The organism is Caenibius tardaugens NBRC 16725, assembly GCF_003860345.1.
Lineage (GTDB): Bacteria > Pseudomonadota > Alphaproteobacteria > Sphingomonadales > Sphingomonadaceae > Caenibius > Caenibius tardaugens.
Window position 1 is genome coordinate 2509438 of record NZ_CP034179.1, and the last position, 24956, is coordinate 2534393.

Annotated in this window: 26 protein-coding genes and 1 pseudogene; 12 read left to right on the plus strand and 15 right to left on the minus strand. The window is 62.2% G+C overall.

All coding sequences use genetic code 11. The features are described 5' to 3' along the window. The first annotated feature begins 92 nt into the window (after nucleotides 1-92). The 3 genes from EGO55_RS11720 to EGO55_RS11730 are packed head-to-tail and all read left to right on the plus strand — an operon-like array spanning nucleotide 93 to nucleotide 3351. Nucleotides 93-764 (plus strand): glutathione S-transferase family protein, encoded by a 672-nt coding sequence (locus EGO55_RS11720; RefSeq protein WP_021690086.1) that lies wholly within the window; start codon nucleotides 93-95, stop codon nucleotides 762-764. 60 nt (nucleotides 765-824) lie between these two features. Further along, nucleotides 825-1955 (plus strand): succinyl-diaminopimelate desuccinylase, encoded by a 1131-nt coding sequence (dapE, locus tag EGO55_RS11725; protein ID WP_021690087.1) that lies wholly within the window; start codon nucleotides 825-827, stop codon nucleotides 1953-1955. A gap of 55 nt (nucleotides 1956-2010) precedes the next feature. Next, nucleotides 2011-3351 (plus strand): dicarboxylate/amino acid:cation symporter, encoded by a 1341-nt coding sequence (locus EGO55_RS11730; protein ID WP_021690088.1) that lies wholly within the window; start codon nucleotides 2011-2013, stop codon nucleotides 3349-3351. A 33-nt stretch (nucleotides 3352-3384) separates the two neighbouring features. Here EGO55_RS11730 and EGO55_RS11735 read toward each other — a convergent pair whose 3' ends face one another. From EGO55_RS11735 to dapB, 3 genes are read right to left on the minus strand one after another with little or no spacing between them, the layout of a single operon-like run. Continuing rightward, the gene (locus EGO55_RS11735; protein ID WP_021690089.1) at nucleotides 3385-3783 is read right to left on the minus strand and encodes a hypothetical protein; all 399 of its coding nucleotides are present in this window, start codon (nucleotides 3781-3783) and stop codon (nucleotides 3385-3387) included. A 34-nt stretch (nucleotides 3784-3817) separates the two neighbouring features. Then, entirely contained in the window at nucleotides 3818-4501 is a 684-nt protein-coding gene (nth, locus tag EGO55_RS11740; protein WP_021690090.1) for an endonuclease III, read from the minus strand. Continuing rightward, the gene (gene dapB, locus EGO55_RS11745; RefSeq protein ID WP_021690091.1) at nucleotides 4498-5226 is read right to left on the minus strand and encodes a 4-hydroxy-tetrahydrodipicolinate reductase; all 729 of its coding nucleotides are present in this window, start codon (nucleotides 5224-5226) and stop codon (nucleotides 4498-4500) included. The genes nth and dapB overlap by 4 nt, the downstream gene beginning before the upstream one ends. A gap of 126 nt (nucleotides 5227-5352) precedes the next feature. On the opposite strand from dapB, the gene EGO55_RS11750 reads away from it, so the two are divergent. Beyond that, the gene (locus tag EGO55_RS11750) at nucleotides 5353-6060 is read left to right on the plus strand and encodes an NAD-dependent deacylase (protein ID WP_021690092.1); all 708 of its coding nucleotides are present in this window, start codon (nucleotides 5353-5355) and stop codon (nucleotides 6058-6060) included. Between the two features lie 53 nt (nucleotides 6061-6113). Here the strand turns inward: EGO55_RS11750 and EGO55_RS11755 are convergent, their stop codons facing one another. From EGO55_RS11755 to mutM, 4 genes are all read right to left on the minus strand, one after another. After that, entirely contained in the window at nucleotides 6114-6884 is a 771-nt protein-coding gene (locus EGO55_RS11755; protein WP_021690093.1) for a HesA/MoeB/ThiF family protein, read from the minus strand. Between the two features lie 107 nt (nucleotides 6885-6991). Next, complete coding sequence (gene dnaA / locus EGO55_RS11760; RefSeq protein WP_021690094.1) at nucleotides 6992-8434, minus strand: chromosomal replication initiator protein DnaA; 1443 nt, start codon at nucleotides 8432-8434, stop codon at nucleotides 6992-6994. A gap of 486 nt (nucleotides 8435-8920) precedes the next feature. Further along, nucleotides 8921-9181, minus strand: coding sequence for a 30S ribosomal protein S20 (gene rpsT, locus EGO55_RS11765; protein ID WP_021690095.1), 261 nt, complete (start codon nucleotides 9179-9181; stop codon nucleotides 8921-8923). 138 nt (nucleotides 9182-9319) lie between these two features. Further along, nucleotides 9320-10132, minus strand: coding sequence for a bifunctional DNA-formamidopyrimidine glycosylase/DNA-(apurinic or apyrimidinic site) lyase (gene mutM / locus EGO55_RS11770; RefSeq protein ID WP_021690096.1), 813 nt, complete (start codon nucleotides 10130-10132; stop codon nucleotides 9320-9322). A gap of 106 nt (nucleotides 10133-10238) precedes the next feature. Between mutM and EGO55_RS11775 the strand changes: the two genes are divergently transcribed. From EGO55_RS11775 to EGO55_RS11785, 3 genes are read left to right on the plus strand one after another with little or no spacing between them, the layout of a single operon-like run. After that, entirely contained in the window at nucleotides 10239-10970 is a 732-nt protein-coding gene (locus tag EGO55_RS11775) for a class I SAM-dependent methyltransferase (RefSeq protein WP_021690097.1), read from the plus strand. Between the two features lie 4 nt (nucleotides 10971-10974). Continuing rightward, nucleotides 10975-12531, plus strand: a complete 1557-nt coding sequence (ubiB, locus tag EGO55_RS11780; RefSeq protein ID WP_021690098.1) for a 2-polyprenylphenol 6-hydroxylase — start codon at nucleotides 10975-10977, stop codon at nucleotides 12529-12531. A 13-nt stretch (nucleotides 12532-12544) separates the two neighbouring features. Then, entirely contained in the window at nucleotides 12545-13672 is a 1128-nt protein-coding gene (locus tag EGO55_RS11785; RefSeq protein ID WP_021690099.1) for a hypothetical protein, read from the plus strand. A gap of 9 nt (nucleotides 13673-13681) precedes the next feature. Here EGO55_RS11785 and EGO55_RS11790 read toward each other — a convergent pair whose 3' ends face one another. Then, entirely contained in the window at nucleotides 13682-14080 is a 399-nt protein-coding gene (locus EGO55_RS11790; protein ID WP_021690100.1) for a DUF4345 family protein, read from the minus strand. A gap of 95 nt (nucleotides 14081-14175) precedes the next feature. Between EGO55_RS11790 and EGO55_RS11795 the strand changes: the two genes are divergently transcribed. Further along, nucleotides 14176-15477 (plus strand): bifunctional phosphopantothenoylcysteine decarboxylase/phosphopantothenate synthase, encoded by a 1302-nt coding sequence (locus EGO55_RS11795; protein ID WP_040715607.1) that lies wholly within the window; start codon nucleotides 14176-14178, stop codon nucleotides 15475-15477. Then, a complete protein-coding gene (gene dut, locus EGO55_RS11800) occupies nucleotides 15464-15928 on the plus strand; it encodes a dUTP diphosphatase (RefSeq protein ID WP_021690102.1) in 465 nt (154 codons plus the stop codon). Before EGO55_RS11795 ends, dut begins: the two co-directional genes overlap by 14 nt. A 62-nt stretch (nucleotides 15929-15990) precedes the next feature. Here the strand turns inward: dut and EGO55_RS11805 are convergent, their stop codons facing one another. Further along, the gene (locus EGO55_RS11805) at nucleotides 15991-16458 is read right to left on the minus strand and encodes a CHAP domain-containing protein (RefSeq protein WP_084620072.1); all 468 of its coding nucleotides are present in this window, start codon (nucleotides 16456-16458) and stop codon (nucleotides 15991-15993) included. Between the two features lie 326 nt (nucleotides 16459-16784). Here EGO55_RS11805 and EGO55_RS11810 point away from each other — a divergent pair, with 326 nt between their 5' ends. Beyond that, complete coding sequence (locus EGO55_RS11810; RefSeq protein ID WP_040715610.1) at nucleotides 16785-17348, plus strand: TIGR00645 family protein; 564 nt, start codon at nucleotides 16785-16787, stop codon at nucleotides 17346-17348. A gap of 140 nt (nucleotides 17349-17488) precedes the next feature. Continuing rightward, nucleotides 17489-18052 (plus strand): hypothetical protein, encoded by a 564-nt coding sequence (locus tag EGO55_RS11815; protein WP_021690105.1) that lies wholly within the window; start codon nucleotides 17489-17491, stop codon nucleotides 18050-18052. Nucleotides 18053-18113: 61 nt separating this feature from the next. Here EGO55_RS11815 and EGO55_RS11820 read toward each other — a convergent pair whose 3' ends face one another. The 6 genes and pseudogenes from EGO55_RS11820 to secB form a co-directional block, all read right to left on the minus strand. After that, on the minus strand, nucleotides 18114-18881 hold the full coding sequence (locus EGO55_RS11820) for a sulfite exporter TauE/SafE family protein (protein ID WP_021690106.1): 768 nt from the start codon (nucleotides 18879-18881) through the stop codon (nucleotides 18114-18116). Between the two features lie 68 nt (nucleotides 18882-18949). Continuing rightward, the gene (trmB, locus tag EGO55_RS11825) at nucleotides 18950-19663 is read right to left on the minus strand and encodes a tRNA (guanine(46)-N(7))-methyltransferase TrmB (protein ID WP_021690107.1); all 714 of its coding nucleotides are present in this window, start codon (nucleotides 19661-19663) and stop codon (nucleotides 18950-18952) included. Between the two features lie 140 nt (nucleotides 19664-19803). Continuing rightward, nucleotides 19804-20435, minus strand: a pseudogene (locus tag EGO55_RS11830) (DUF4136 domain-containing protein). 192 nt (nucleotides 20436-20627) lie between these two features. Then, nucleotides 20628-21644: a tryptophan--tRNA ligase gene (gene trpS / locus EGO55_RS11835; RefSeq protein ID WP_021690109.1), complete on the minus strand. Its 1017-nt coding sequence runs from the start codon at nucleotides 21642-21644 to the stop codon at nucleotides 20628-20630. Nucleotides 21645-21866: 222 nt separating this feature from the next. Beyond that, nucleotides 21867-23465 carry a murein biosynthesis integral membrane protein MurJ gene (gene murJ / locus EGO55_RS11840; RefSeq protein WP_021690110.1) on the minus strand — a complete coding sequence of 533 codons (1599 nt, stop codon included), beginning with the start codon at nucleotides 23463-23465 and terminating at the stop codon, nucleotides 21867-21869. Nucleotides 23466-23517: 52 nt separating this feature from the next. Next, nucleotides 23518-24036, minus strand: a complete 519-nt coding sequence (secB, locus tag EGO55_RS11845; protein ID WP_021690111.1) for a protein-export chaperone SecB — start codon at nucleotides 24034-24036, stop codon at nucleotides 23518-23520. Nucleotides 24037-24297: 261 nt separating this feature from the next. On the opposite strand from secB, the gene EGO55_RS11850 reads away from it, so the two are divergent. Then, complete coding sequence (locus tag EGO55_RS11850) at nucleotides 24298-24954, plus strand: Tim44/TimA family putative adaptor protein (RefSeq protein WP_040715615.1); 657 nt, start codon at nucleotides 24298-24300, stop codon at nucleotides 24952-24954. Nucleotides 24955-24956 lie beyond the last annotated feature (2 nt).

Below are 24956 nucleotides of genomic sequence, written 5' to 3' on the forward strand. Positions count from 1 at the left end.
GCCCTTCTTCGCAGGAGGAGGGGAGGCAGATCGTGCGCATCGGGCTTCCTTTCTCGACAGGGTGCCTGCCAGCCGTTAGGTCTTGATCCGGCATGAAACTGATCATCGGCAACAAGAACTATTCCAGCTGGAGCCTGCGGGGCTGGCTGGCGTGCAAGCAGTCCGGACTCGCCTTCGAGGAAATCAAGGTGAATGTCCTTGGTGAAGACTGGGAACAGACCAAGCGCGAGCTTGGCGATGTGCAGCCGTCTTCGGGCAAGGTGCCGATCCTGTGGGATGGCGACGTGGTCATCTGGGACAGTCTCGCCATTCTCGAACATCTGGCCGATCGCGTGGGACGTGAACGGTTCTGGCCGAAAGATGATGCCGCGCGCGGCATGGCGCGCTCCATGGTTGCGGAAATGCACAGTTCCTATCTGGCGCTGCGTCGGGGCTTGCCGATGAACGTGCGCAAACAGTTCCATGGGGTGCAACTCAATGAGGAGGTGCAGGGCGATATCGTGCGTATCCTCGGTCTCTGGGCAGAGGCGCGGGCCCGCTATGGGCAGGGTGGCCCGTTCCTGTTCGGAACCTTTGGTGCCGCCGATATCTTCTATGCGCCGCTGGTAAGCCGGTTTCTTACCTATCAGGTGCCCGTGCCCGGGTTCGCGCAGGCCTATATGCAGGCGATGTGGGAACATGACTGGATGCAGCAATGGATCGCCGCCTCGGAAGAGGAGGAATGGGTGATCGCCCAGTATGAGGATCCGCAGACGCTCGCCTGATGGCGCGGTGAAGGCCCCGCTTGTGCCCGCCCGGCTTAGCCCATATGCGGGGAACCTGATATGAGCGACAAGACCCCCGCAGAACTCGCCGAGGCGCTGATTGCCTGCCCCAGCGTGACACCCGCCACAGGCGCCGTGTTCGCTTGTCTGGAAGACATGCTGGCGCCGCTGGGCTTCGATGTGGATCGGCGCATTTCGGGGGGCGCCCCCGATGGCCCGGTGGAAAACCTGTTTGCGATCCGCCGGGGGCCGGAAGGCAGCCGTCATTTCGCCTTTGCCGGGCATGTGGATGTGGTTCCGCCGGGTGAAGGCTGGTCCAGCGCACCCTTTGTGCCGGAGCGCCGGGGTGAGCTGCTTTACGGGCGCGGGGCGGTGGATATGAAAGGCGCGATCGCGGCGATGGTCGCCGCTGTGCGGGATATCCCGCGCGAGGCCGGCACGATCAGCTTCGTGATCACGGGGGACGAGGAAGGCCCGGCGCGTTTCGGCACGCTCGCGCTGATGGATCGCATGCGCGCACTCGATGCTATTCCCGATCTGTGCCTCGTGGGGGAACCCACCAGCGTTAACCGGCTGGGCGATATGATGAAGATCGGGCGGCGCGGGTCGGTCAATGCCTGGCTGGAAGTGGCAGGCGTGCAGGGGCATGTCGCCTATCCGCATCTGGCCGATAATCCGGTGCCCCGGCTGGTTGCCATGCTGGCCGAACTCGATGCGTGGCAACTGGATGCGGGAACCGACTGGTTCCAGCCTTCCAATCTGGAAATCACCGATCTGGACGTGGGCAATCCCACCACCAACCTGATCCCGGCGCTGGCCAAGGCGCGCATTTCGATCCGCTTCAACAACCTGCACAGCGGGGCAAGTCTGTCTGCCCGTATCGCGGAAACCGCAGCGCGGCATGGGGGAGCTGCCCGCTGCGTGATTTCGGGCGAATCCTTCATCACCGAACCGGGTGCTTTTTCCGCCATCGTCAGCGATGCGGTGAAGGCGGAAACCGGGCTGGAACCCGAAGCGTCGACCACCGGAGGCACCTCCGATGCGCGGTTCCTCAAGGATTTTTGCCCGGTTATCGAATTCGGGCTGAACAACGCCACCATGCACAAGCGTGACGAGGCGGTGGTTCTTGCCGATCTCGACACTTTGGCGCGGATATACCGGCGCGTGGCGGAAGCAGGCCTCAGCAGATGACCGTTCGGCCCGCTTTGCTGCTGAAAAGACGATAAGGGTCCGGGAGGGGACAACGATGACAGACACTGTCGATGCAGTCGCCACGGATGCCCCGACCAACCATGGCGCTCTGCAATGGCGCCTGCTGATCGGCTTTCTGGCCGGGCTGATACTGGGGCTGGGTGTCTATAGCCTGATGCCCGGTGCACCGTGGGTCGATACGGTGGTTACCTATGTCACCGGCCCCATTGGGCAGATTTTCCTGCGCCTGCTGTTTATGCTGGTGCTGCCACTGTTGTTTTCGGCTTTGGTGATCGGCATTGCCGAAATGGGTGAGATCCGGGCTTTGAAGAAAGTCGGGATCATCACGCTGGTCTATACCGTGATCGTATCCGGGATCGCGGTGCTGCTCAGCCTCGTGCTGGTGAACCTGATCCAGCCCGGAAAGGGTGTCGATCCCGCAGCCGCGCGTGAATTGCTGGCACAGGGGCAGCAGAGCGCTTCGGGGATCATCGAAAGTTCCGCAGGCAAGGCGCCGATGGGCATGGATGCCCTGGTCAGTCTGGTGCCGTCGAATGTCATTTCAGCGATGTCGAACAACGATATTCTCGCCGTGATGTTCTTTGCCCTGTTTTTCGGCATTGGCCTGCTGCTGGTGCAGACCCGGCGCACACAGACTCTGAAAGACGCGATTGAAGGCGTGTTCGAAGTATCGATGCGCCTTATTGCGATTGTCATCCAACTCGCACCGATTGCGATCTTCTGTTTCATGTTCAACCTGGCGGCGCAGTTCGGCTGGGATCTGCTGTTCAAACTGGCGGCCTATGTCGGTGTCGTGTTGCTGGCGCTGGCGCTGCAGATGTTCGGCGTGTTTTCACTGCTGTTGCAGTTTCTGGCGAAGAAAAGCCCGATCCGCTTCTTTCGCGAAATCCGCTCCGCCATGCTGATGGCGTTCTCCACCGCCAGTTCCAATGCGACATTGCCCACCGCCCTGCGGGTGGCTGACAGCGAACTGAAGCTCCCGCCCAAGATCGCGCGCTTTGTGCTGACGATCGGGGCAACGGCGAACCAGAATGGCTCGGCCATGTTCGAAGGGGTGACCGTGCTGTTTCTCGCCCAGTTTTTTGGTGCGGATCTCAGCCTGTCAGACCAGTTCTTCGTCATGCTGGTCTGCATTCTGGCAGGCGTCGGCACGGCGGGTGTTCCGGCCGGAACGCTGCCGGTGATTGCATTGATCCTGGCCAGTCTCGATGTTCCGCCAGAAGGGATCGGGCTGATTCTCGGGGTCGACCGGTTCCTCGACATGTGCCGCACCACAGTGAACGTGGTGGGCGATCTGGTGGCCGCCACGGTGATCACCCGGATCAGTGGAGAGGAGGCGGAGGGCGATCAGCCAGCCAGCCCGGAGGCGACCTGACCTGCCCCGACCGGTCCGGTCATACCGCGCGGGCTATCGGGTCTTTTCCAGTTCGACCGGAATGAACATGCCCAGCCCGCACCCGGCGCCGCGTTCCAGCGATCCGGCGGTGTTGCGCAGGACGAAAATCACGTCGGTGTTGCACAGCTGCGAAAGCGACGTTTTGTAAGTGAACGACTTCTCGAAGCCGAGGCTGGGGCAGCTTAGCGGCAGGGTGTTGCGATAGGTCTGGCCGCCGACGCGGAAATCGATCGTCTGGTTATCGTGGACCGTGCTTTCGTTGATCTGGTTGATCGGGATACAGGCGCGGGGATCGCCCACCACACGGGCAGCAGGCGCTTTCGATGTCGCGCTTTCGCTTTCCATGTTGGTGGAGCAGGCCGTCAACGCCGTCAAACCGGCCACGGCAGATGCAAGGATCAAGGCTTTCATCGCTATCCTCCTGTTTGCGCGGTTGATACCACAATCAGGAAATGACCGCGCCAGCCTTTCTGGAAACCCCCGCTTTGGCCTTGGGTTCCGGAGTCTTTGCCCGATATTCGCACTGTTCGACCACCAGACAGCGCCAGCATTCGGGCGTGCGGGCCTTGCAGGTATAGCGCCCCAGCAGGATCAGCCAGTGATGGGCATCGCGGCGGAAGGGCTGGGGCACACGCCTGTCCAGCAGGGTCTCGACCTTGTCGACCGTCTTCCCCTTGGCCAGCCCGGTGCGGTTGCTCACCCGGAACACATGGGTGTCGACCGCGAAAGTTTCCGCCCCGAAGGCGCAGTTCATCACCACGTTCGCTGTCTTGCGCCCGACCCCGGGCAGCGTGGTCAGCGTATCGCGATCTTCGGGAACCGCTCCGCCGAAATCGCGGACAAGGATTTCGGACAGCGCGATCACGTTCTTCGCCTTGCCATTGAACAGACCAATGGTCTTGATATGCTCTTTCAACCCTTCTTCACCCAATGCGACCATCTGGGCAGGGGTTGTGACCTGTTCGAACAGCCGCCGGGTGGCCTTGTTGACCCCGACATCGGTGGCTTGCGCCGAAAGGACGACGGCCACCAGCAGTTGATAGGTGTTCGAAAATTCGAGTTCGGTTTCCGGTGCGGGATTATGCTCCGCGAGAATGCGGAAGAACTCGAAAATCGTGTCCTTCTTCAAAGGCCAAGCACCTCGGGCATGGTATAGCGGCCAACCGGCTTGCCCAGCAGCCATGTTGCGGCCCTGACCGCGCCGCGCGCAAAGATCGTGCGATTTTCGGCATGATGCGACAGCGTGATCCGCTCTTCCTCGCCCGCCAGAATAACCGAATGGTCACCCGCCACCGTGCCGCCGCGCAAGGCGGCGAACCCGATAGAGCCTATCGCCCGCGCGCCCGTTATCCCGTCGCGGCCGCTCTCCTTGTTGTCGGCCAGCACGATACCGCGCCCCTGCGCCGCCGCTTCACCCAGCAAGAGCGCCGTGCCCGAGGGGGCATCCACTTTCATGCGGTGATGCATTTCCACGATTTCGATGTCCCAATCGTCCCCCAGCCGCGCCGCCGCCTCGCGCACAAGATGGGCCAGCAGGGTGACGCCGAGCGAGGTATTGCCCGTCTGGAGCACGGGGATCGCTTTGGCGGCATCATCGATCGCGGCATGGTGTTCTGCCTCCAGCCCGGTGGTGCCGATCACGATGGGAATGCCGGCCCTGCGCGCCGCCGCCAGATTGGCGTCAAGCGCGCGCGGGGAGGAGAAATCGATCAGCACATCGCATTGCGCGGCGAGTGCTGCCGGATCGTCCCCCTGGTCGATGCCGCCGGCCAGCACATGATCCGATGCTTCGAGCACCCGTGCGATCGCCTGGCCCATACGCCCCGCGCTGCCGATAATTCCGATACGTGCCACGTGTTCTCCAATCCAGACGCGCCAAGCCGAACTTGTTTCGGCATGCATGGTGCCCCAATGATGGCGCTTCGCATGGCGTGAAATGAACCCTGAAACAAGTTCGGGGTGACGGCAAGGGACCTGCTGATGGCTGCAATCCGCAATATCGTGATTCTGACAGGGGCGGGGGTCAGCGCGGAAAGCGGGCTGGAGACGTTCCGCGCGGCCGATGGCCTGTGGGAGAATCACCGGGTGGAAGACGTGGCGACACCCGAAGCCTTCGCGCGCGATCCCGAACTGGTGCAGCGTTTTTACGACATGCGCCGTACTGCGATCATGCAGGCACAGCCCAACCCGGCGCATGCCGCGCTGGCCCGGCTCGACGCGGCATGGCCGGGCGCGCTGTTGCTGGTCACCCAGAATATTGACGATCTGCACGAACGGGCAGGGGCCACCCGCGTGCTGCATATGCATGGCGAGGGGCTGTCTGCCTGGTGCACCGCCTGCGATGCGCGGATCGGGTGGAGCCGGTCCTTGCTGGACGAGCCGCCGTGCCCGTCATGCGGGGCCACGGCTCTACGCCCCGATATCGTGTGGTTCGGAGAAATGCCGTACCGCATGGACGATATCTTCGATGCCTTGCGCGAAGCGGATCTGTTCGTATCGATCGGCACGTCGGGCGCTGTCTATCCGGCGGCGGGTTTTGTACGGCAGGCGCGCGAATGTGGCGCGCGGACGCTGGAACTCAATCTGGAAGCCAGCCAGGGATCGGCATGGTTCCATGAAACCCGCCTCGGCCCCGCCAGCGCGCTGGTGCCCCAATGGGTGGAGGAAATACTAGTGACCCGAAGCTGAAGTTCGCCGCATTGTAGGCAGGCGCTCACCGAACTTCGGATTCATAAACCACACTAGCGCCCTGAACAGGCGCGGCAGGCAGGGTCCTTGACGATGCGCATGCTGCGCATTTCGGGCTTGAGACCATCCATCAGATGCAGCGTGCCCCATTGCGGGTCGCCCAGTGTGCTGACCCCGTCGACGATCACGCGGATCGCATGCATGGCGGCGAAGGAGGCGGTCCATCCGGCCATGGCGCCCAGCATGCCGTCCGCCGCGCAGGTATCGCAGTCTTCCGCATCGAACGCGTCGCCCACGAAGCAGCGATAACAGCTCTGGTCGGGCAAGTGCCCGGCAAATGCCGCAACCTGTCCCTGAAAACGGCCCACAGCCGCGCTGACCAGCGGAATGTTCGCCGCGACACAGGCATCGGACACGGCGAGCCGGGTGGCGAAATTGTCGCAGCCGTCGAGAACCAGCCCGGCCCCTGCGATCAGCGCCCCGGCATTGTCTGCGGTGATCCGGGTGGCGTTGGTGCGGACATCCAGCGCCGGATCGAACCGTTCGAGCCAGGCCCGGGCGCGTTCCACCTTGAGCGCGCCGACATCGTCTGCGGCAAAAATCGTCTGGCGCTGGAGATTGCTGATATCCACCCGGTCGTCATCGATCAGCGTCAGCGTGCCGACCCCGGCTGCGGCGAGATACTGAAGCGCCGGCGATCCGATCCCGCCAACCCCGACCAGCACGACATGCGCGCGCGCCAGCGCGGCCTGCCCGGCTCCGCCGATTTCGGGCAGGACGATGTGGCGTGCGAAGCGTTCAAGGCGGTCAGGAGCTAGGGCCATGGGCAGGCTCTAGGCGAGCAGACGCAAGCCTGTCGACAACTCTGTTCAGAAGTGCGGGAAAAGCTGTGGCCCGGCGGTGGACAATCTCTCCACCGCCGGGCGCAATATCAGCTTTCGAGCTGGCGCAGCAGGCTGCGCACGTCGCCGTCCATATCGGCATCGCGCTGACGCAGGTCTTCGATCAGGCGCACGGCATGAATTACCGTCGAATGATCGCGTCCGCCGAATTTGCGACCGATTTCCGGATAGGAACGCGGTGTCAGAACCTTGGCCAGATACATCGCCACCTGCCGTGGGCGCACCACCGCGCGGGCGCGGCGCTTGCTCGACATTTCGGCGCGGTCGACGCGGTAAAACTGGCACACCGTGCGCTGGATTTCATCAATCGTGATGCGCTTGCGGTTGGCCGACAGGATGTCAGTAAGCTGTTCTTCGGCGAGCTGTAGCGAGACTTCCTGCCCCGTAAGCTGTGCATAGGCGATCAGCTTGTTAAGGCCGCCGACCAGTTCCCGGACATTGCGATTGATCGTCCGGGCAAGGAATTCGATCACATCCGATGGCACTTCCAGCGGCGCGAACTTGCTCAGCTTGCTGTCCAGAATCGAGCGGCGCAGTTCGATGTCGGCAGGCTGGATATCCGCCACCAGCCCCATCGACAGGCGCGAGAGCAGGCGTTGCTCCACCCCGTCCAGCGCCTGCGGCGCACGGTCGGCGGCGAAAACCAGCCGCTTGCCTTCGGCCAGCAGGGCATCGATCGTGTACAGCAGTTCTTCCTGTGCAGCAGCCTTGCCGATGATGAACTGGATATCGTCGACCAGCAGCAGATCGAACGCGCGCAGGCGCGCCTTGAATTCGAGCATTTCGTTCTGGCGCAGCGCCTGAACGAATTCGACCATGAAGCGTTCGGCCGAACAGTAGAAAATGCGGGCGCGGGGATGCGCGGCCAGATAGGAATGGCCGATCGCGTGGAGCAGATGCGTTTTGCCCTGGCCCGTCGCAGCCTTGAGATAGAGCGGCGAGAATTGCGGGGTTTCCACTTTCGCCATCCGTTCCGCCGCGTTGAAGGCGAGAATATTGGATTTGCCGGTCACGAAAGCCGTGAACGTCAGCGACGGGTCGAGGCCCACCGACGAGGTGAAACCCTGCGTGCCGATAGTATCGGCGGAAAGAGCCATTCCGCCCATTTCCACCCCGTCATTCGCGGGCATGACACCAAACGACTGGCCGGCGCTTTCGCCGACGCGCAGTTCCGGCAGCTGGCGGCGGCCGGGATGGACCGCGATGCGAACGTGCCGCACTTCGGTCCGCGCAATCTTCCACGCAAGTGAAAGGCGATCGGCAAACCGGTCCGAAACCCAGTTCGCAGAAAATTCGGTCGGCAGGAAAAGATCGAGCGTTCCCGTTTCTGCGCAGAAACTGCCGACCTGAATCGGCTTGATCCATTGGCTGTGGAGCTGATGGCCGAGATCCTTGCGCAGGCCCTGGCTGATATCCGCCCAATCCGCAGCAAGATTCACCGCTTCGAGATCATCTGCCACATTGTCATCCATCCGACGCCGGGTATTCGATGTTTGATCACCTTGGGCTTTTCCTCGCACCATTCCTGATCCCAATCCCCCTATGGATGGTTGTAACTCGGCTTTGCTCTCCCGGACATGGCAAAAGCCTACCGTTTGCCTGAACCCCCGTTCAGACATCGAGAATTACAACCGTCATGTGAACACCGGATTCGTCACCGCTCCGGTGAGGGTTTTATTGAAGAGGCGAGGCCTTCGAGCAAGGGCTGCGGTGAAAAAAATCTGAAATAAATCGTTTGACTCACGGCAACCCTAGGGACTGCAATTAAATGGCTGTTTTCTCCCGTTTTTCGGGTGCAGCATGCGCGAATCGCGGAATTGCCTCAGCTTTGTGACAGGCTGTCATGATGGCTTCGCGTGCGCACAACGGATCGTGCAAATGCACAAAGGGCCGGCGCAGTCTGCGCCAGCCCCTGATGTGTTCCCGAGAGGGCGAATCGCCCCCGCAAGCGAGTCGGCTCAGAGAGCGGCGACCGCTTTCGTCAGGCGGGAGAATTTCCGCGATGCGGTGTTCTTGTGCAGCACGCCACGGGCCACGCCACGAGCCAGTTCCGGCTGCGCGGCTTTAAGCGCATCGGCAGCGGCAGCCTTGTCGCCACCAGCGATGGCCGATTCGACCTTCTTCACGAACGTACGGATGCGGGTGATACGCGCACCGTTAACTTCGGCGCGGCGTTCGTTGCGGCGGATGCGCTTGCGGGCTTGCGGCGTATTGGCCATATCAGTCCTTCATTTGCGCCGCCTGCATGCGGCGCTGTCTGTCCAAAAGAATCTCGTAAAAATGCGGGGTCCGGCTTTGCCGCCCCGCACTTGAAGCGCGGCCCTTAGCGGTAGGGAGCCGAATCGTCAACCGTTCCGCTACTTCTGGCAAGCCGGGCAATACCAGCTACTGCGCCCGCCCTGGGTGATCCTGCGGATCGTGCCGCCGCAAGAGCACGCTTCGCCTTCGCGATCATAGACCTGAAACCGCGTGGCGAAATAGCCAAGTTCGCCGTCGGGCCGGGCGTAATCGCGCAGGGTGGAGCCGCCATCGGCAATCGATTCTTCCAGAACCTGCCGAATAGCTGGCACCAGCCGTTTCAAGGCCGGGAGCGAAACCTGACCACCTGCCTTGGTCGGGGCGATCCCCGAACGAAAGAGCGCCTCGCAGACATAGATATTGCCAAGGCCGGCGACGATTCGCTGATCGAGCAGGAGAAGCTTGATCGCCTGCTGGCGCCCGGCGAAAGCCTCGCGAAGGTGGCGGGGGGAAAGGTCGTCACCCAGTGGTTCGGGCCCCATGACGGCGAATTGCGGCCATGCATCGAGAGATTCGGTGGCGACCAGATCCAGCGAACCGAACCGGCGGGCGTCGTTAAGCGCCAGAACATGGCCCGATTCGGTTTCGAGAACGAAGTGATCGTGTTTGTCCTGCGTGGCCGGATCGATCCGCCAACGCCCGCTCATCCCCAGATGGAAGACCAGCGTTTGCCCGCGATCGGTGTGGATCAGGCCGTATTTCGCCCGACGCGAAAGGCCGGAAACCCGGGCCCCGGTCAGCGTCTGTACGAGATCTGGCGGGAACGGACGGCGCAGATCGGGGCGGTTGGTCTGCACGCGGGTGAGCCGTTGCCCATCCAGCACCGTCGCAAGGCCGCGTACTGTGGTTTCGACTTCGGGAAGTTCGGGCATAGGCGCGTCGTGTTCCGTAACGGTGTGGCTGGCTGTGGCGGGCCAGATCGTGCGATGCTCCTAACACCCTTTGCCCCGGCGGCAATTCCCCCTAAAGCGCCAAGCCATGAGTGAGAGCGTTTCCTTCGGCTACGAAGAAGTGAGCCCCGAAGAAAAGACCGCGCGCGTGGGCGAGGTCTTTTCCAATGTCGCGAAGAAATACGACGTGATGAACGATGCCATGTCCGTCGGCATGCACCGTTTGTGGAAGGACAAGTTCGTGCGCCGGGTCAAACCCCAGCCGGGGGAGGAAATCCTCGATATGGCGGGCGGTACCGGCGATATCGCGTTCCGAATGGAAGCCTGCGGCGCGAAGGTCACGGTGTCGGATATCAATCAGGATATGCTGGATGTCGGGATCGAACGGGCGATGGAGCGCGGCATCGATACACTGGTCTGGTCGCGCCAGAATGCCGAGGAACTGGCTTTCCCCAGCCGCACCTACGATGCCTATACGATTGCCTTTGGCATCCGCAACGTGACCCGGATCGACAAGGCGCTGGCCGAGGCGCATCGCGTGCTCAAGTTTGGCGGGCGCTTCTTCTGCCTCGAATTCTCCACCACGGAATGGCCGGGCTTCAAGGAAGTCTACGATCTCTATTCGCACAAGCTGGTGCCGCAGATCGGCAAGGCTATCGCGCATGATGCGGACAGTTACCGCTATCTGATCGAATCCATCCGGCGGTTTCCGCCTATGCCCGAATTTGAACAGATGATTCGCGACGCCGGTTTTGTGCGTACGCGGGTGGAGCCGATTCTGGGCGGCCTTGTTGCGATCCATTCGGGCTGGAAGATCTGACGACGTGACCAGTCCGATCAAGCATACGTGGCGACTGCTGGGATGGGGCCGCACATTGGCGCGGCACGGTGCCTTGCGCGGCATCGAACGGGATGAACATACCCCGCCGCAAGTCCGGCGCCTGTGCCGCCTTGCGCGGCTGGGCACATTCCAGCCGCGTACGCCGGATTACGCCGGGGCTTTTCAGGAAATAGGCCCCGCCGCGATCAAGCTGGGCCAGACGCTGGCAACCCGACCCGATCTGGTCGGGGAAGACGCGGTGGTCAATCTGCTGAGCCTGCAGGACAGCCTTGCCCCGGTGCCGTTCGATACGATCCGCCGTGCGGTCGAGGCGAGCTTTGGGCAGCCGCTGGAAAACCTGTTCGCCGAGTTCGAGCCGGAACCGGTCGGCTCCGCATCGATTGCGCAAGTGCATCGCGCGGTGACCACCGAAGGACGCACGGTCGCGGTAAAAGTTCTGCGTCCGGGTATTCGGGAACGGTTCGAACGCGATATTGATACCTACGAATGGGCGGCCGCCCATCTCGAGGCGCTGAGCGCGGAAGCCGCCCGTCTTCGCCCGCGCATGGTGATCGCCAATTTCAAACGCTGGACCAATCGGGAACTGGACCTGCGGCGCGAAGCGGCGTCGGCCAGCGAACTGACCGACGCGATGAAAGGCTTCGCCGGGTACAGCGTGCCCGGGATCGACTGGGACCGCACCAATGGCCGGGTCATGACCATCGAATGGATCGACGGGATCAAGATCAGCGATGTCGATGCCCTGCGCGCGGCGGGCCACGATCTGCCGGATCTGGCGGAACGGCTGGTTCTCGCCTTTCTGACGCAGGCGATCAGTGCCGGTTTCTTCCATGCCGACATGCATCAGGGCAACCTGTTCGTGCGCCCCGATGGCACGATCGGCGCGATCGATTTCGGAATCATGGGCCGGATCGACCGGCGTGCACGGCAGTGGCTGGCGGAAATCCTCTATGGTCTGACCACCGGCAACTATCGCCGCGTCGCTGAAATCCATTTCGAGGCGCAATATGTGCCGAGTTATCATTCGGTCGATGAATTCGCCACCGCGCTGCGGGCCGTGGGCGAACCGATGCGTGGCAAGCCGGTCAGCGAACTGAGCGTGGGCCAGATGCTTGACGGGCTGTTTGCGATCACCCGGGATTTCGACATGCAAACCCAGCCGCATCTCCTGTTGTTGCAGAAGACCATGGTCATGGTGGAAGGCATCGCCACGCAACTGAATCCCCGGATCAACATGTGGGATGTCGCGGCCCCCTATGTCAGCAACTGGATACGCGACGAATTGGGGCCTGAATCGCTGGTGGCTGACAGGCTGCGTGAAGATACCGCAACATTGCTGCGTATTCCCGAACTGGTCCGCCGCATCGAGGAACGGTTTCCAGCCAAGGGCGGGGCGCCCGAACAACCGCCTTTGCCCGAAGTGGAACTGATGTGGGAACGCCGCCGCGGCGCGGGCTTGCGTATCTGGGGCTATGCGCTCGCTGCACTGGTGGGGGCCGGGGCTGTATGGGCGGCCGATCTGGCCGGATGGCTGGGCTGACCGGCGCTCCACCATGCCATTGCAACGCCCGAAATTACAGGCCTGGTTTGAACGGCCGCTTGCCTGCTTGCCGCGGCCAGCGGCGCTGCTGCTCATCGCGGTCCTGATCGGCGCCTGTCTGTGGAGCATTCCGACAACCGTCGCGCTCGTCGATGCGGGCAATCGGCAAATGATGGCGGGAGAGCAGGAGCGCAAGGCAGGCACCAAAGGGGATTTGAACCTTTACCGGGCGATCAATGCACGGATGGCGCAGGGCGAGGGTTATTATACTGCGGCAGTTTCGTTGCAGCAGATCAGGAATTATCCCACCAAACCGTTCTTCTGTGTCCGGTCCCCGGTGCTGGCGGAAGGCGTGCGGCTGTTCGGTGAATCTGGCTGGCGGGTTCTCACCATTACGATGCTTGCGCTTTCCCTGATCGGCCTGTTCGGGGCTTTGGCCCGGCGCACGACCTGGCCGGAAAGACTTCTCGCCGGGCTTATGCTGTGCCTTTGCGGGGCCAGTGCATTCCTGCCCACAGTGGGCCTGATACATGAACTGGTTGCCGGGCTGTTTCTGAGTGCGGCCTTGCTGCTCTATCGGCCGAATCGCTGGTGGCCCAGTTTGCTGCTGGCGACAGTGGCGCTGGCGGTGCGTGAACTGGCCTTGCCGTTTTTCCTGCTGTGGCTGGTTTTCGCGGCGCTAGAGCGGCGGCGTAACGAATGTCTGGCGGTGGCCGGTGTGCTCGTGCTGTTTGCGATAGGGGTGGCGTTACACGCGCAGGCGGTGATGGCCTTGCGCCTGCCCGATGCGCTGGTGTCACAGGGCTGGTCTGGCCTTGTCGGGCCACAGGCTTTTCTGGGGGCAATCACGCGACTGACGCCTCTATCGACGATCCCCCTGGGCTTGGCCCCTCCGCTTGCGCTGTTGCCATTGCTGGGCTGGTTTGCCCTTGGCGGGCGGCTGGGCTGGTTCGCGACTTTGTGGTTTGGCGGATTTGCGCTGGCCATGGCACTGTTTGCGCGGCCCGAGAATTACTATTGGGCCATGATGGTGCTGCCTGCCTATATGATCGGGCTGGCGTTCATACCGCGCGCCTGTGTCACGCTTGCCAATACCGTGCGCGGCCGAGGCCACACCAATGCATTGGCAAGCGCGGCATAACGGCGCGTTCTATTCGCCCACATCTTCCACACGGTGATGGGGCAGAACGGCGCGGGCGACCAGCAGAATGCCAGCCAGCACCGCTTCTACCGCCACCGAGCCGACAAATGTCGGACTGGGGCCATCAAGTGCCGCGCTGAGCAGGCGGGCGGCAACGGCCATAAGCAGCGCCAGCGCCGGAAGCAAAAGCAGATCGCCCCGCCGCTTCCATGCACCCCAGATCATGCAAATGCCGAGGATTCCGAAAAACGCGAAAAAGTCGGCGCGCAATGTGGCCACCCCGGTTACGCCACTGGCCGCAAGGCCAATACCCGATGCAGCCACTTGCGGCTGGAACAGAAATGACAGGCCGAACAGGATGAAAAACAGGCCACCCAGAAAGACCAGTGCCGTGATTGCAAGACGCATAAAGACCCCCTCCGTCGTTTGAAAAACTTCTCGCCCGTTCGCGGCGCGAAGTAAAGCGGTTGCGCACAATGGCGTTGCGCTGCACAAGCCCGCCTATGACAGTGCGAAGTATCCTTTTGATCGTCGGCGGGGGCATTGCGGCCTACAAGGCCTGCGAACTGATCCGCCTGATCCGCAAGGCCGGGGACTCGGTCACCTGCGTGCTTACCGATGGCGGTGCCCAGTTCATCACCCCCATGACGCTCGCCGCGCTCAGCGAAAATCCCGTGTACACAACGCTGTGGGATCTCAAGAACGAATCCGAAATGGGGCATATCCAGCTCAGTCGGCAGGCCGACCTTGTCGTGGTTTGCCCGGCGACGGCGGATCTTCTGGCGAAGATGACTGCAGGGATCGCGGATGATCTCGCCACAACACTGTTGCTGGCGACAGACAAACGCGTGCTGGCGGTGCCGGCGATGAATGTCCGGATGTGGCAGCACCAGGCGACCCGGCGCAATGTCAGCTGGTTGCGCCAGTCGGGTGTGACTGTGATGGAACCGGATGACGGGGCGATGGCCTGTGGCGAATTTGGCCCCGGCCGCTTGCCCGAACCGGAACGGATCTGGCAGGCGATCCAGACGATGCTCAACAATGATGGCGGCACCGCCATTGCGGGCAGTGCGGGCAGCGTGGCGGCGCCTGTTCTCGATCTCGACGATGTGCTGGCCAATCCACTGGAAGGGCAGCCGGATTTCGAGACCGCGCCTGCGCATCGCCCGCTTTACGGCAAACATATCCTGATTACCGCCGGCCCCACGCATGAGCCGATCGATCCGGTACGCTATATCGCCAATCGTTCGTCGGGGCGGCAGGGTTTTGCGATCGCGGGTTGGGCGGCGGCTTTGGGCGCGCGGGTGACGCTGGTTGCGGGCCCGGTGGCGTTGTCCACGCCAACCGGTGTGGAACGGATCGATGTCGAAACCGCGCGGGAAATGCAGCAGGCGGTGCGCGATGCGTTGCCCGCCGATGTGGCCGTGATGGTGGCGGCGGTGGCTGACTGGCGTGTTGACCATGCGGCGGACAGCAAGATGAAGAAGCAGAACGGGCAAGTGCCCGCGCTGCAATTGACGGAAAATCCCGATATTCTGGCGTCCCTGTCAGCCGACGATCGACGTCCGGGGCTGGTGATCGGTTTCGCTGCCGAAACGGACAATGTGATCGCCTATGCGCAGGACAAGCGCAAACGCAAGGGCGCCGACTGGATTGTCGCGAATGATGTGTCCGGCGATGTGATGGGGGGCGCGCGCAACAGCGTGCACATCATTACCGCCGGGGGCGTGGAAAGCTGGGAAGACTTGCCCAAAGGGGAAGTCGCCAAACGGCTGGTGGAACGGATTGCTGATGAACTTGTATGATAAAGTGCCCGTCAGGGTGAAACGCCTGCCGCACGGTGAAGGACTGGATCTCCCAGCCTACGCCACCGATGGGGCAGCCGGTATGGATGTGCTGGCGGCAGAAGATGTCTCGTTGGCGCCGGGGGCACGGTATGCCGTGGCGACCGGTCTCGCCGTGGCTATCCCCGAAGGCTATGAAATTCAGGTTCGCCCGCGTTCGGGGCTGGCGCTCAAACACGGCATCAGTGTGCCGAACACGCCGGGTACGATTGATTCCGATTATCGCGGTGAAGTGAAAGTGATCATGATCAATCACGGGGATGCGCCCTTCGCCATCGCCCGGGGCGATCGTATCGCGCAGCTTGTGCTGGCACCGGTGGTGCGTGCGGGATGGGAAGAGGTTGCCGATCTCGACGATACGCCCCGCGGGGCGGGCGGGTTCGGCTCCACCGGCGGGCACGCGAAGCTTTAGGTTATGCGCAGCGCCGCATAACCGGGCGTCTTGCGGAATAGCGCGGAAAATCCGTTCCGGCGTCAGCCGGGCAGGCGGATGTTCATCAGTTCGGCCAGTGTGGTCGTCGGCCGGGTGGCCGGTGCTTCGCTATCGGCATCGGCATAGATAAAGCCGAATGTGGGGTTGGTGCGAATACCCAGCCCGTTGGACGGGGCATGCCACACGCGCACTTCGCTCCAGTCACCGGCGGGCGATACGTCGATTGCCCGTGCCTCGCGTTCGATCATGCCGGGGCGCGACCAGTTGGCGTGGTTCAGCAGAACGGTGCGTTCGTCGATGACCTTGGCCACTGTGGCGACATGGCCATAGGGCATGGCCCGGGTGGCGCGAAATGCCAGAACAGCGCCGACTTCGGGGTGATGGCCGCGGCGATAGATGCCTTCAGCCTGACCCCACCATGTCCGGGCGTTGCCCTGGATATGGATGTCGGACACCTGACGGGCATAGGGAACGCACTGGAGAACGCCGGCGAGGGCGGGTGTCGCCATGCCGCCTGTCAGAACCGCTGCCAGAGTGGCGGCGGCAACAGCGCGTTTCACAGAAGCGGCTTTGAATGCGATGGCCTGCAGCAAACGCTGGGGCAAACCCCGCAAATTCTCAACTCGCACGCCGGACCCTCATTTCCATTCCCGTTGGGCAGGATGGGTATGCGATCGAACGAAAAAAGACACGGGGCCTGCAGGGCATGCGTCGTATCTGAATAACGGTTCATCGGAAATCGTCGCAAAACAGGCTGTGGGGGTCGCATATTCGCCGCTCGCATTCGGCAAAAAATGGGTGCCACTTGGCTGCGTGATGCTCTAGTTCGCCGGATATGAGCACCAAAGATTCGACTTCGCCCCTTCGCCCGCTTCCCATGCTGATCTTCAGTTCGCGTTGGCTCCAGCTACCGCTTTATCTGGGTCTGATCGTTGCGCAGATCGTCTACGTCTTTCTCTTCCTGAAAGAGCTCTATCACCTGGTGATGCATGCTGCGGAATTCGGTGAGCAGCAGATCATGCTTGTGGTTCTGGGCCTGATCGACGTGGTGATGATCTCCAACCTGCTCGTGATGGTGATCGTCGGGGGGTATGAAACCTTCGTCTCGCGCCTGGGATTACAGGACCATCCCGATCAGCCCGAATGGCTCAGCCACGTGAATGCCGGTGTTCTCAAAGTGAAGCTGGCTATGGCGATTATCGGCATTTCGTCGATTCACCTGCTGCGCACCTTTATTGAGGCCAGCCAGATCGGATCGCCGGGCGCCAATGTGACCAGCGAAGGCGTGATGTGGCAAACCATCATTCACAGTGTATTTATCCTGTCGGCGATCGGCATTGCCTACGTGGATCGCATGACCCAGCCGCGCCATCATGGCGGCAAGGATGGGCACGACTGACGCGGCGTTTTTGGGGCGAAACGGGGGTTAATCGTCGGTACGGCGCGCCCCACCCACGTTCGGCCCCAACAGTATTGTTCTCCTGCGGTTCTTTGCCCTTAACCATAATGGCGGGGCAGCAGACAGGTAGGAGAACCACTTTGAATGCAGTTCCATCGCCCGACCGATCCCATATCGTGGATCAGGGCCTGCCCCCGGAAGGTCCGCCCGTTTCGGCGAGCGAACTGTTCCTCGGACTGCAATTCTGCCGCGCCAATGTGATGTCGCTCACGCGGCTGCAACTCGCGCTGAAAAGCGGCGATCGCCAGTGCGCGCTCGAGGCGATGGATCGCCTGCACGCACTCGATACAGAAATGGAACGGCTGGCCATGAGCCTGCCCGTGCCCGAAAACGATGCACAGGACCGGATGGCGCTGGGCAAACATCTGGCCGATCAGAAGCTGGCGATCGCCTTCGAAAAGCTTGCGCTGGTCAGTGAAATCAGCGGGCCCGATCTCGTTTCCCCGCCAACGATGTTGCAGCACGAAGAAGCGGCAGAAGACGATGCCCCGCCAGAATCACTGGCGTGGAGCGCGGCCCCGGCAGAGGAATGGGACGCCGAACGGCGGGGGGCGATCCCGATGCAGACGATTATCGGGTTCCTCATGGCCTTGTTGACGATCGCTGCATTGGCCGCCGCGGCCATGTTCATGACCACGCTGTAGAACTGTCCCTGTCTTGCCGGGAACGGGGCGGCAGTAAGGCCGCCCTTTGCCTATTCAGGTTTTAGCGGAATACGGCCGCATAGACGCCGTATGCGCTGGTCGCGCTCAACACGATGCCCACCAGCACCAGCATCAGCTTGGCCGGGAAATGTTTCGCCGCGAAAGCGCCAAACGGTGCGGCCGCGACGCCGCCGATCAGAAAGCCGAGCGTGGCCCCCGCGAGATCGGCAATGCCCAGGTGCCAGATGAATGTGGCGGAGATCGTCACGGTCAGGAAAAATTCGACCGAGTTGACCGTGCCCACAACCTTGCGGGGTTCCGCGCCCTGGACCAGCAGGTTGGAACTGACCACCGGCCCCCAGCCACCGCCACCGGCGGCATCGAGAAAACCGCCCAGCAGGCCAAGCGGCGCCACGTATTTCGCTTCCCGCGCCTTGGGCGGATAGCGCAGGCCGCGCCACAGCAGATAAACGCCGATGCCGCAAAGATAGGCCAGTACGATGGGTTTGATCACCCCGGCATCGATGGAACTGAGCAGATAGGCCCCGCTTACACCGCCGATCAGGCCAGGAATCAGCAACCGGAAGAACAGCCGTTTGTCGATGTTCCCGTGAAGCAGATGGCTGATCCCCGATGTGGCGGTGGTGAAACATTCCACCACATGCACGCGCTGCGAGGCGAGTGCCGGAGGAACGCCGAGCACCCCCACCATCAGCGAATTCGAGATCACCCCGAAAGCCATGCCAAGGGCGCCGTCAATCAATTGCGCGGCAAAACCGACGGCAATGAAGGGCCAGAGCGAAGCGAGATCAATGGCGCTGAAATCCATGGTGTCCGGTTGCCTCGCAAGAAGATCGTGTGGAAGGGAGTTTTTAGTCTGGGACGAGAAGCGAAACTTTAGCGGCGACGATAGCGGAAATACCAGACTTCATGGCCCAGACGCCGCGCCTTCGCCTCATACCGGGTTTCCGGCCAGCCACCCGGGCGGTTCTGCCAGCTTTCCGGACCGTCGGTCAACCACGTGAACTGGTCGGTATGGCGGCGCATGATCATCAGGGCATGACGCAGATAGACGGGGTGATCGGTGCCGAATCGAAATTCGCCGCCCGGCTTGAGCTTGGCTGCGAACAGATCGACCGGGCCGTCGTTCATCATCCGCCGTTTCGCGTGGCGCGCCTTGGGCCAGGGATCGGGATGCAGCAGATAGAGGAAGGACAGGGCCCCATCGGGTATGCGCCGCAGCACTTCCAGGGCATCACCGTGATGGATGCGGACATTGCCGATAACCGGATGCGCGCCGTTATCGCCGCTGACGTGCGTCAGCGCCTGGGCCACGCCATTGATGAACGGTTCGCAGCCGATGAAACCATGATCGGGCAGCATATCGGCACGCCCGGCCATGTGTTCGCCCCCGCCGAAGCCGATTTCAAAGTGCAGCGGGCAATCGTGGCCGAACAGGCGCTCTGCCGTGACCGGGCCATCGTCAGGCACGGCAATCTGCGGCAGCAGCGTGTCGACGAGGGTTTGCTGCCCCGTGCGCAGGGCTTTGCCTTTGGCGCGGCCGTACAGGCGGTTGAGTGTGGTCGGATCGCCGGATTTGTGTGCGGTCATGCGCGGCCGTTTAGGTGGGTTGTCCGGCGCAGGCAATTGTTTGTGACACGGCAACGGATGGCGATGCGGCGATCCATCCGGATTTACAAAAAAGGCGGGCCGCGTGGGCCCGCCTTCCTATGCCGTTTTGGGCAGGAAAATCAGTTGCCGCCTTTGGCGCGCTGATCTTCGGGTTTGATCGTGATCCGCACGGTTTCGCCCGAATTGCCGGGGAAATCGGTGAACATCGCTTCCACCAGATTGGGCACGATGTACTGCAGGCGATTGGAAGACGATACGGCTTCGGCGCGGCCTTCGAACAGGCGGGCGCCATCGACCGCACGATCGATCTTCAGTTCAATATCGCTGCTGTAAACCGTGTAGCTTTCAACACTGTTGTCGAACCACGGATCGTACCAGCCGTAATTCCACGCGCCGTAAGGGCGATAGCCCCCCAGCCGCGATAGCCGTACCAGGGCGAAAAGAACGGATCGCGGCCAAAGCCGGTGGAACGAATGCGTTCACGGCCGTTGTCCACGCCATAATCGAAACGCACCAGCATGGTCGCATTCTGGGGCGAGGCCTGCTGATAGCCAAGCTTGGTCATCTGCGCTTCCACGAGACGCGCATATTGCGAAAACTCAAGCCCGCCGGACAGCGCGGGATCATCGGCAACAACGGCAAATGTCTGCCCTTGCGGGGCAGGCATTTGTGACTGGAAACGCGATACGTCCGCCTTGAAGGGTGTGGCGCAAGCCGCAACTGCCAGCAGGAGCAGGCCTGCAGCACCCATTTTGAACAAGCGGCCCGATCTGGACACAATGTTATTCATATTGGTCTCTCCATCGGCGCCGGACATTGCCGGCGCGCGGTTCGGCTTCATGTGCTGACGCACGGTCTGCCGATGCATAACACCACTTTGCCGCATTACGAGTGAATGTGTGTTGAATGACCCGTTTCCGGAAAAGTTCTCGCTTCCCGGTCCTTAGCCGCGCACAAGACCAAGCGCCTTGTAAGCCGCATCCAGTGTGGGGCGTGCGATTTCGCGGGCTTTCAGGGCCCCGCGCGCCAAAATCGCGTCCAGGCTTTCCCGGTCGGATTTCAGTTCCGAGAACCGCGCGCTGATCGGGCCGAGCTGTTCTGCCAGCAATTCCCCGAGAGCCGGCTTGAACTTGCCGAACCCTTCGCCGCCGAAATCGCGGAGCACCGATTCGACATCGGTGCCTGCCATCGTGGCATAGATGCCCACCAGATTGGCCGCTTCGGGGCGACCTTCGAGGCCGGCCTTTTCAGAAGGCAGCGGTTCCGCATCGGTCTTGGCCTTGCGCACTTTTTGCATGATCGTATCGGCATCATCGGTCAGGCTGATGCGGCTCATTTCCGAAGGGTCGGATTTGCTCATCTTCGCGGTGCCATCGCGCAGCGACATGATCCGCGCGGCTTCGGGCGGAATGATCGGATCGGGCAGCGTGAACACCGGTGCATCTTCCGTGCAGAAATCGTTGTTGAATTTCTGTGCGACATCGCGCGCCAGTTCGAGATGCTGCTTCTGGTCCTCGCCCACGGGAACGTGGCTCGCCTGATACAGCAGCACATCGGCGGCCTGCAGAACCGGATAGGTGAACAGCGCAACCGATGCGCCTTCGCGGTTCTTGCCCGACTTGTCCTTGAACTGGGTCATGCGGCTCAACCAGCCCATCCGGGCGGTGCCGTTCAACAGCCATTGCAGTTCGGCATGGGCAGGAACCTGCGCCTGATTGAACAGGATCGAGCGGTCCGGATCGATGCCGCAGGCGACAAGCGCGGCGGCCATTTCCAGCGTTGCCGCGTTCAGTTCCGCTGGCACGTGCGGCATCGAAATCGCGTGCAGATCGGCCAGGAAGAACAGGCACTGGCTGTCCGCATCCATCGCATCCTGCATGCGCACCCAGTTGCGGATCGCCCCAAGGTAATTGCCGAGGTGGAGATTGCCCGTGGGCTGGATACCGGAAACGATACGCATGGTTGGACCCTTCATGGTTTGGATGTCTGATCGGAATTCAGGAAGAAATGCCCCTTTTGCCCGGGGTGCGGGGCGCGGCTTTTCAGCGCGCGAGGTGCCACGCCGCACGCCATCGCCCGGGCAGTGCCGGTGTTGTCGCGGCGCAGGTGCGCTGACAGGGCGTGGGAAGGAAAAGGCGGGTCATGGCGGCGCGCATAACACAATTTGGCCGCTGTGAAAGCCTTACTCGCCCTCTGCCGCGCTTTCGGCGGCGGGTGTGCGGCGGCGGCGCAACTGCCCGACCAGATCCTTGTCGAGCGCGCCGGTGATCCACGCCGTGCCGAAGAAGGTGACCAGCCCGATCGTCACCAGCGCGGCGAGAGACCATGCCCGTTCCAGCACATTGCCGCCATAGTGATCGGCCAGTAGCGGCATGACCAGTGCCAGCGCACCGCCCATGAACGCGGTGGACACGATCTGGCGTATGACTGCACCGCCAAGGCGCGGGGTGACGTGATACCACCCGCGCGCATGCAGCATGGTGTAAAGCAGCAGCACGTTGAGCGTTGCGGTAAAGGCGGTCGCCGCGGCCAGGCCGACAATGCCATAACGCGGCACGACATAGAAATTGATCGCGATGTTCACCAGCAGGGCAAAGGCCGCGATCCACACCGGGGTGCGGGTATCCTCGCGGCTGAAGAATGCCGGTTGCAACACTTTGACCAGCACATAGGCGGGAAGGCCTGCCACCAGTGCGATCACGATGTTGGCCATGATCGCGCCATCGGCCAGCGTCATTTTGCCGCCTACGAAAAAGGCCGTGACAAATGCCGGTGCGCAGACCGCCAGCGCAGTTGCCGCAGGCAGGGTGAGGAACAGCGCCATCGACACGGCATTGGTCTGCAGGCGTTGCGCCTGCGCGGTGTCGTTGGTCTGGATATGGCGCGCCAGCATCGGCAGGATCGCGGTGCCCAGCGCAATGCCGACAATGCCCAGCGGCATCTGGTTCAGCCGGTCGGCATATTTCAGCAGCGTGAGCGAACCCTGTGGCAGGGACGTGGCGAAGAACGTGTCGACGAACTGGCTGATCTGGTAGATGCCTGCCCCGAATGTGGCGGGAAGGATCAGCATCCCCAGCCGTTTCACTTCGGGCGTCAGCCGGGGAATGTGAATATGCAGGCGCACGCCGGTGTGGCGCGCCGACCACCAGAGATAGAGCAACTGGGCAAAACCCGCCGCCGTGACCGATATCGCCAGCGCCATCGCGACAATGCGATCGTCCCCGCTGTCGCCGCGCAGGTACCAGCCGACGACGATGCCGGTAATCAGCACGATGTTCAGCAGCACAGGGGCAAAGGCTCCCGGCCCGAAATGCGACCGCGCATTGAGCAACCCGGATAGCATCGCAACGAGACTGATCAGCATGAGATAGGGGAACGTGATCCGGCTCAGCAGCACGGACAGTTCGAATTTTCCCGGAACGTCCTGAAATTCGCGGGCCAGCAGCCAGACAATGCCCGGCATCACGATCATCGCGATGGCGCTGAATGCCAGGAGCACCCAGACGAACACCGCCAGAACATCGTCTGCAAACTTGCGCGCGGCTTCTTCGCCGCCTTCGCTGTGGAGCGCGCGCGAATACATCGGCACGAACGCCACGGAAAACGCGCCTTCCGCGAACAGGCGCCGGAACGTATTGGGGAGGATGAAGGCGAGCTGGAACGCGTCTGCCGCAAGGCCCGCCCCCAGCACGCGCGCCATCAACATATCGCGCACGAAGCCGAAGACACGGCTGATGGCCGTCAGGCCACCAATCGTGCCAACATGTCTGACGAGGCTCATGCCGCGTCTGTACCGATCGCGCGCGTCATGCGCGGTAGGGCGGCTCTACGCCTCAGGCTTCGCCAGCCGGCGCTTCGTCAGCGGCCTGCTGTTCGGCAAAGCGCTGCTGCATCTGCTGGAGGTAGAGCGCATTGAAATCAATCGGTTCGAGCATCAGCGGGGGGAACCCGGCATCGCGCACGGCATCGGCGATCACGCGGCGCGCGAACGGGAACAGAATGCGCGGTGCTTCGGCGTAAAGGAACGCATGGGCCTGCTCGTCCGGCAGGTTGCGCATGCCGACCAGCCCGCAATAGGACAGTTCGACGAGGAAGGCCGTGCCTTCTTCGCCCTTGCTGGCGACGGCGATCTTCAGTTCGACTTCGTGAATTTCTTCGTTCACCTGCTCCGCGCCGATGTTGAACTGCACGTCGAGCTGCGGCTGGTCCTGCCACTGGAAGGATTGCGGTGCATTCGGGTTTTCGACCGAAAGATCCTTCACATATTGGGTGATCAGCCCGGCTGCGGGTTCGTTGTCCGCACCGTTGGGGAGCGAGTTGAGATCGGTGAGAACGTCGCCTTCTTCGGCCATGTATAGAACTTTCTTCCGGCTGGGAGACGGTACGGTCACCGTCATATGTTTCGGCTGGCGCGCCTAGCACCCCGTGCGCTGTGCTGCAACGCTGCGCAAACAGCATTCAACGGCGCAAAAGGCTGGGGGCTGTTGCGCCGAGGTGACGATTTCTGGCGTTTACCGCCGTCCATCGGTTGTTCATTTGAAATCCGTACCTATTTGAGGCACTCTAACTGAACTTGCGGGTCTCCGGGCCCAACAATGCGAACGGGACATCTCGTGGTTATAGAAATCGTCATCCTTGCCATGATCGCAGCCTTTCTGGGCTTGCGTCTCTATTCGGTGCTTGGCCGCCGTGCGGAGCATGAGGAAGAACCGATTCCGACGCGTTTTGAACAGCCTGACCGTCAACCCGGTGCACGGCCCGCGCCCTTGCAGCCCTCTGCGGGCGCGCAACGGCCTGTGGAGCTTCCGGGCCTCGGTGGCCTGGTGGAACAGGCGATTCGCCAGATTGCCGCGGCAGACCGTTATTTCGATGTTCAGGCCTTCCTGCAGGGTGCACGCGGTGCCTATCAGACCATTCTCGAGGCGTTCTGGCGGGGTGACCGGGAAGAGCTGCAAATGCTCTGCACGCCCGATGTCTACGCCAGCTTTGCTGCCGCGATCGCTGCACGCGAAGAAGCGGGCGAAGTGCTCGACAATCGCCTGGTGCGGGTTGAGGAAGTGATCGTCCAGTCGGCTGCGCTCGACGGGCGCATGGCCCGTATCGGCGTGCGTTTCACCGCCGATATCGCGGCGGTGACGCGTGATCGCGACGGCAATGTCGTGGCGGGGTCGCTCGACGATGCGATCGAAAGCCGCGATATCTGGACATTCGCCCGGTCGATCGACGCGACAGGGCCGGACTGGTTGCTCGAAGAAACCGACGAGGCCTGATT

Bases quoted from the DNA above. Each gene is read 5' to 3' on its own strand.
- EGO55_RS11720 (WP_021690086.1), top strand. From the start codon at position 93: ATGAAACTGATCATCGGCAACAAGAACTATTCCAGCTGGAGCCTGCGG.
- dapE (WP_021690087.1), top strand. From the start codon at position 825: ATGAGCGACAAGACCCCCGCAGAACTCGCCGAGGCGCTGATTGCCTGC.
- EGO55_RS11730 (WP_021690088.1), top strand. From the start codon at position 2,011: ATGACAGACACTGTCGATGCAGTCGCCACGGATGCCCCGACCAACCAT.
- EGO55_RS11735 (WP_021690089.1), bottom strand. From the start codon at position 3,783: ATGAAAGCCTTGATCCTTGCATCTGCCGTGGCCGGTTTGACGGCGTTG.
- EGO55_RS11750 (WP_021690092.1), top strand. From the start codon at position 5,353: ATGGCTGCAATCCGCAATATCGTGATTCTGACAGGGGCGGGGGTCAGC.
- EGO55_RS11755 (WP_021690093.1), bottom strand. From the start codon at position 6,884: ATGGCCCTAGCTCCTGACCGCCTTGAACGCTTCGCACGCCACATCGTC.
- dnaA (WP_021690094.1), bottom strand. From the start codon at position 8,434: ATGGATGACAATGTGGCAGATGATCTCGAAGCGGTGAATCTTGCTGCG.
- rpsT (WP_021690095.1), bottom strand. From the start codon at position 9,181: ATGGCCAATACGCCGCAAGCCCGCAAGCGCATCCGCCGCAACGAACGC.
- mutM (WP_021690096.1), bottom strand. From the start codon at position 10,132: ATGCCCGAACTTCCCGAAGTCGAAACCACAGTACGCGGCCTTGCGACG.
- EGO55_RS11775 (WP_021690097.1), top strand. From the start codon at position 10,239: ATGAGTGAGAGCGTTTCCTTCGGCTACGAAGAAGTGAGCCCCGAAGAA.
- EGO55_RS11785 (WP_021690099.1), top strand. From the start codon at position 12,545: ATGCCATTGCAACGCCCGAAATTACAGGCCTGGTTTGAACGGCCGCTT.
- EGO55_RS11790 (WP_021690100.1), bottom strand. From the start codon at position 14,080: ATGCGTCTTGCAATCACGGCACTGGTCTTTCTGGGTGGCCTGTTTTTC.
- EGO55_RS11795 (WP_040715607.1), top strand. From the start codon at position 14,176: ATGACAGTGCGAAGTATCCTTTTGATCGTCGGCGGGGGCATTGCGGCC.
- dut (WP_021690102.1), top strand. From the start codon at position 15,464: ATGAACTTGTATGATAAAGTGCCCGTCAGGGTGAAACGCCTGCCGCAC.
- EGO55_RS11805 (WP_084620072.1), bottom strand. From the start codon at position 16,458: ATGGCGACACCCGCCCTCGCCGGCGTTCTCCAGTGCGTTCCCTATGCC.
- EGO55_RS11810 (WP_040715610.1), top strand. From the start codon at position 16,785: ATGAGCACCAAAGATTCGACTTCGCCCCTTCGCCCGCTTCCCATGCTG.
- EGO55_RS11820 (WP_021690106.1), bottom strand. From the start codon at position 18,881: ATGGATTTCAGCGCCATTGATCTCGCTTCGCTCTGGCCCTTCATTGCC.
- trmB (WP_021690107.1), bottom strand. From the start codon at position 19,663: ATGACCGCACACAAATCCGGCGATCCGACCACACTCAACCGCCTGTAC.
- trpS (WP_021690109.1), bottom strand. From the start codon at position 21,644: ATGCGTATCGTTTCCGGTATCCAGCCCACGGGCAATCTCCACCTCGGC.
- murJ (WP_021690110.1), bottom strand. From the start codon at position 23,465: ATGAGCCTCGTCAGACATGTTGGCACGATTGGTGGCCTGACGGCCATC.
- secB (WP_021690111.1), bottom strand. From the start codon at position 24,036: ATGGCCGAAGAAGGCGACGTTCTCACCGATCTCAACTCGCTCCCCAAC.